This window comes from Acinetobacter sp. MF4640, assembly GCF_002018895.1.
Lineage (GTDB): Bacteria > Pseudomonadota > Gammaproteobacteria > Pseudomonadales > Moraxellaceae > Acinetobacter > Acinetobacter johnsonii.
The window spans coordinates 1-5,296 of the sequence record NZ_MVOM01000097.1 but is presented as its reverse complement, the minus strand read 5'-3'; the positions used below and the strand labels follow the sequence as shown (position 1 = coordinate 5,296).

The following is a 5,296-nucleotide window of genomic DNA, read 5'->3' as shown; positions in this document are numbered from 1 at the left end:
CTATGATTAAATAGACAATGATGATAAATTCTTCAGTGGACATAACTGTAATTTTATTTTCATAGACGGATTTAAAATGAGGTTATGTCCTTTTTATTTCAATGACTTAAAAAGTTGAGATTGGCGTATATTTGGATTATATTAACCCGAATCCTGTTTAAGCCAATGATTTCATAATTTGAATTTTTGGCTTATTTTGATGGGTGAGTTGATATGCACATAAAGATGCGTAAATCCCACTTAAAAAGCCTGCCATACTTCTGGGTTTACTCGTCACCAAATTGTATTGACCTTTCAATAAGCTGAATAACGTTTCTATTTTATTGCGCTGTTTCAAATGATATTCATCTGATTCAGAGAGTTGTATAGCCTGCATGTTTTTTCGATGATAAGTAATTAAATCAATATCTTGAGATTTCAACCTACTTTTTAAATCTTGGCTGATATAGCCACGATCCGCGTAAAGCTTAGCTTCTAAGCCGTCAACTAAATGCTCAACCATTCTTATGTCAGCCACATGTCCGTTGGATAATGCTGAACAAACTATTTCTCCAAGTTGATTCATCACAACATGTAATTTACAGCCATAGAACCAGCCCATTGAGCTTTTACCACGAGATGCAATTTTAGATAATGATTTATGGCGTTGAATACGCTGATTTTTACAGACAGGTAAAGTGGTTGAATCAATCCATAAATATTGGCTACGTTGAGCTTTCATTACAGCTACATGTAAAGCATGTAGTGCTAATTGATGCATATTAATCAGGTGAATCATCCGTTGATAACAGGGTAAGCTCTTAAATAAATGACTTTTATCCTGTTTCAGCCATGAAAAAAATGCTTTGAAATTATTGAAGTGAGAACACTTATACCAAATGGCGATAAAACTAATTTCCGAGATAGTCAGTTGGGCAGTTCGAATTCTTACAGAATGAGAACTCTGTTTGAGAAATGTCCAATAAGTTGCTTCAAATTTAATAAAGAAATCATCAATTACGCAAAATAATTCGGTACTATTAAACATCAGGACTAGAGTTGTGAGTTTTGTGTGGTAACTCAACTGATGGCTCTAGTCCTCATGTTTTTCAAGTCAATTTCTTATCCGCGATTCGGGTTATATTAAGACTGTAATGGGTTATCGGCTAAATTGCGTTCGCGGCTTAGGTCATAGCGGTTAATACTAAATATGAGTAGAGCAAAAATAAAACCTAAAATGACACAGGCAGACCAACCATAGCTTTTCCATAAATGTAGCGATAAAAATGCCCCTAGACCAGCGCCTGAAAAATAACAGGTCATATAAATGGCATTAATTCGTGAACGCGCTTTTACCGAGATTCGATAGACCAGATTCTGGTTCAAGACATGCAAACAGGAAATTCCAAAATAAGCCAGAATTAAGCCCAGGATATAAATCCATAAGTAGCTCTGGGCAAAGAACAAGGGAATCCAGGCCAGAATCAGTCCACATGTGGCCAAGTGTGCAATCCATTTTTCCCGATGCCGGCCAATCATTTTCCCCGTCCATTGGGATGACCAGATGCCGACAACACCGACAATCCCCATCAAGCCAATCTGGAAATCATTAAAATGATAGGGTGCTTCCGCCAGCACAAAAGTCATGGTGGTAAAAATAATACTCAGCATACCAAAGCCCAAACCACCAATGATGCTGCGTCGAATCAGCATCGGTTCGGTTTTAGCAAAGGTAAATAGTGAGCGATAAATCTGCAAGATGCTCATCTGTAGCTGACTTTTCTCCTTAGGTAACTGATACCACATGGCGATACTGAGCAACAGGATAGAGCAGCCACTTAATAGGTATACGGCATGCCAAGACCATAAGGTAGAAATTAATCCTGATACAGTTCGGGCAAACAGGATGCCGACCAATACACCACTCATCAGTAGACCGACCACTTCAGCACTTTTTTCTCGCTGAGACAGGTTGGCAGCAAAAGGAATCAGAATCTGGGTGGTAATCGAACAAAAAGAGGCGAGCAGGGTAAAGCCATACAACATATGCAGATTGGTACTGGCTGAAAGCCCAATAAGCGCCAATCCGGTACAGAACATCAAACTGCAGATATACAACCGTTTTTCGAACAAGTCACCCAAAGGGACAAACAAAAATAATCCGGTGGCATAGCCAATCTGGGTCAGTACTACAGTCCAGCCAGACTGAGCCACACTGATCTGCAGATCCTCTGCAATAGAATAAATCAAGGGCTGGTTAAAATAGTTACAACCTGCGCAGAGTGCGCAGGTCATTGCCATCATGAACATGAAACGGCGTGAAATTTGCCCTTGGGCTGACATCCTTGTCTCCTGAGGCTTTAAAAACTATAGTTGGCAGAGAGGTTGATACGCGAAATATCTGCTTCCTTATTGTCAAAGGTTTCACGCTTGCCATGATGATATTCTGCACCCAAATTAATCTTTGGAACAGGAGAATAGATCACGTTAGCCACATAGTCGGTTAAGCGCTTATTGGTTTCCGGATTGGCTTTGGCATAATCGCTAGAATCATCAAAATCAACCACGCTGGCATTAATACTACTACGTAGTTTCGGCGTAAATTTATGCGTGAAGCCAATATTTATACTATTGAACTCATTCAATAAAAGTTCATTATTGATTGGATCGACTGAATAATCGCCACCCCAGGCAGCACCATCGGTTGTTGAACCTTGAGTCAAGAAAGCTGCAATACGCTGATCACCGACCATATGGAAATAGTTCCCCTGAATTGAGTTTTGATCATCTAAACGGTAACGTCCACCAACGCCCACACCCCAGCCAACTTTTTCAATATCACCTGTATCTGTTTGCGCTTGCTTTTGATTGACAAAGCCTTGAGCTAATAAATGAAGAGGGCCTGATTGATGAACATATTTAGTGCTTAAGGCAGGTAAGGCAGAAGAACGATCGCCACCGGCCATGTACTCCAGACCGACATTCCAGGTATTTTCCGGATCAAGTTTGAAAGCATAGCTCACCTGAGGTGTACGTAAGACTGATCCACCCAGGAACAAGCTGTAGTCGACAGCTTCAGTGCTAATCTCTGGTGTTGACATCAATGACCAGGCCTGACCAAACGTCCAGTTATAGTATTTTAAGTGTGCATGACGGATACGTAATCCACCATCGCCTTTACCATTGTTGGTCCAGAAGTCGGCTTCTAAACGAGCAGAAACATTCGGATTGCCTCCTAGATCTTTGGCCAGGAAACCAATCCGGCTGGCAGCCGCAGTAAAATCGGAACGTACAGAATCCGGTTCAGTAAAAGGTACTTTATTAATCTGGTTAATGGTACGGCCACGGGCTTCAGTAGTACTTTTGAAATCGACTGCACCATCAAAGCGGATCAAGCCATAAACATCGACATTATCTACCATTGAACTCAGCGTTTTAGAGTCTTGCGCTTTGGCTTGTTCCTGCTGGTTCTTTAATGCAAGTTGCGCGGCTTTTTGTTGTTCTAGTTCTGCCTGGATTTGCTTTAACTGTGACTCAAGAAATTGCATACGGTCTTCAGAAGCTTCTGCTGAAAATGCCTGTGCTGAAGCAATACCACATAATGTCGCTAAAACTAATTTTTTCATTTCTTAATCCCTAAAGAAATTTTTAATCCTGAATGAAAGGAGACCTTTCTATACGTATGGTCAATATTTGGAGAAAGAGGAAGGCAGCGATTTGACCTGCCTTCCGAAGTGGGGTTTATTCTGCTTTTTGCGGATCGTATAAACGGTCTTTAATAAACAGGGCAGGAATCAAACCGCATAGGAAGTATGCTGCACCCATTACCAACAGACCTGTACCAATCGAACCATGCATCGCAAGATAACCAATCGTAATTGGAGCGAAGATTGCACCGATACGACCAATATTGAATGCACCACCCACCGCTGTACCACGAACACCAGTCGGGAAACTTTCGGTTAGATAGGTTGCATTGATGGCATATGGAATACCGTACAGGAAGCCGAAGATTAGCATCAGTACGCCAATGTTATCGGCATTATGCATATACACCACGACAGGGATAAACAGAGCCGTTCCCATGGTGCCGAAAGCAAATACAATACGGCGGCCAATTTTATCAGCAACATAACCTGCAATAATTTTGGCAAAAATCATGGTGACAAACGTACCCACCATATACAGGGCCATTTCTTTAAACTTGATGCCTAATTCAGCTTCAAGATAACTTGGCAGCCAGTTACTTACACCGAAATAACCGAATAGCAAGAAACCAGAGCTGAATGACCATAAGATAAACATTCTGCCATGGGTTTTGTCTTTAAGAATGGTGATATATGGATTGCCTTTTTTGGCATCGTTATCCACGATCTGACCAGTTCTTTTCATTTCACGGACACGTTTCCATGATTCTGGCTCTGGCACCATAAAGTGCATCAGGATACCCAAAGCTAATGGAGCAATTGTGATCCAGTACAGCATACGCCAGCCGAACTCAGGAATAATCCAGCCTGAAATCATGGTAATCACCAATGAACCTAAAGTGAAACCAGTCATCAATGTTGCCAGTACAGTAGTACGGTATTTGGTCGGTACGTATTCTGACATCAGGGTATTACAGGCAATATATAAACAGCCTAAACCCAAGCAAGAAAGAGTACGTAAAATTGCAAATTCAGTATAAGACTGAGCAAAACCTGAGTAGGCCGACAAGATCGAGAAGGCGATGGTGGCGAGTACAATGACGCGGACACGTCCAAATTTGTCGCATGCCCATCCACCAATAAAGCCTCCGATCCCCATACCTAAAAGAGAATAACTTCCCAATGCACCGGCCTGTACAGAAGTTAGTCCCCATTCAGCTTTCAGACTGGTCAGACTGAAAGCCAGAATCCCGATATCTGCACCGTCACAGAGCAAAATCAGAAAAGCAAAGACAAAAGCCGTCATCCATAGACGTTTTGGCGCCTGTTTAATGGTATCCGTGGAGGAGACATCGGTTTTATTGTCTCCTGTTACGATGGTATCGCTTGTCATTCTTATATCCTCTATATATTAAAAGTAGCATTTCCTCTGCTACCGCTAAATCCATTTTTCTTCCTCTCGGAAAAGTGTTTTTCCTGATTAAAGTGTCTGCTTCTGTTTTGGTTTAGCCACGTCAACAATCAGGTTAAATCTGATTTTTCAGCCCTATACTGGGTTAAAAATCACTGAACGACGAAGTATCTTTATTACGTAAATTAATTTTTAGTTTCGTTATAAGGCTAATAATTACTTAAATGAATAGCCAAAATTTACTTTAAATAATTAATTC

Annotated in this window: 4 protein-coding genes; all 4 read right to left on the bottom strand. The window is 41.1% G+C overall.

Going from position 1 to position 5,296, the window contains the following annotated elements; all coding sequences use genetic code 11:
• Positions 1-157 precede the first annotated feature (157 nt).
• The 4 genes from MF4640_RS18220 to MF4640_RS18205 all read right to left on the bottom strand — a co-directional run bounded on the left by MF4640_RS18220 (position 158) and on the right by MF4640_RS18205 (position 5,019).
• A complete protein-coding gene (locus MF4640_RS18220) occupies positions 158-1,027 on the bottom strand; it encodes an IS982 family transposase (protein WP_078390458.1) in 870 nt (289 codons plus the stop codon).
• A gap of 95 nt (positions 1,028-1,122) precedes the next feature.
• A complete protein-coding gene (locus MF4640_RS18215) occupies positions 1,123-2,322 on the bottom strand; it encodes an MFS transporter (RefSeq protein ID WP_078390457.1) in 1,200 nt (399 codons plus the stop codon).
• A 17-nt stretch (positions 2,323-2,339) separates the two neighbouring features.
• Positions 2,340-3,605, bottom strand: coding sequence for a DcaP family trimeric outer membrane transporter (locus MF4640_RS18210; protein WP_004646966.1), 1,266 nt, complete (start codon positions 3,603-3,605; stop codon positions 2,340-2,342).
• Between the two features lie 115 nt (positions 3,606-3,720).
• Positions 3,721-5,019, bottom strand: a complete 1,299-nt coding sequence (locus MF4640_RS18205) for an MFS transporter (RefSeq protein ID WP_005100333.1) — start codon at positions 5,017-5,019, stop codon at positions 3,721-3,723.
• Positions 5,020-5,296: the final 277 nt, after the last annotated feature.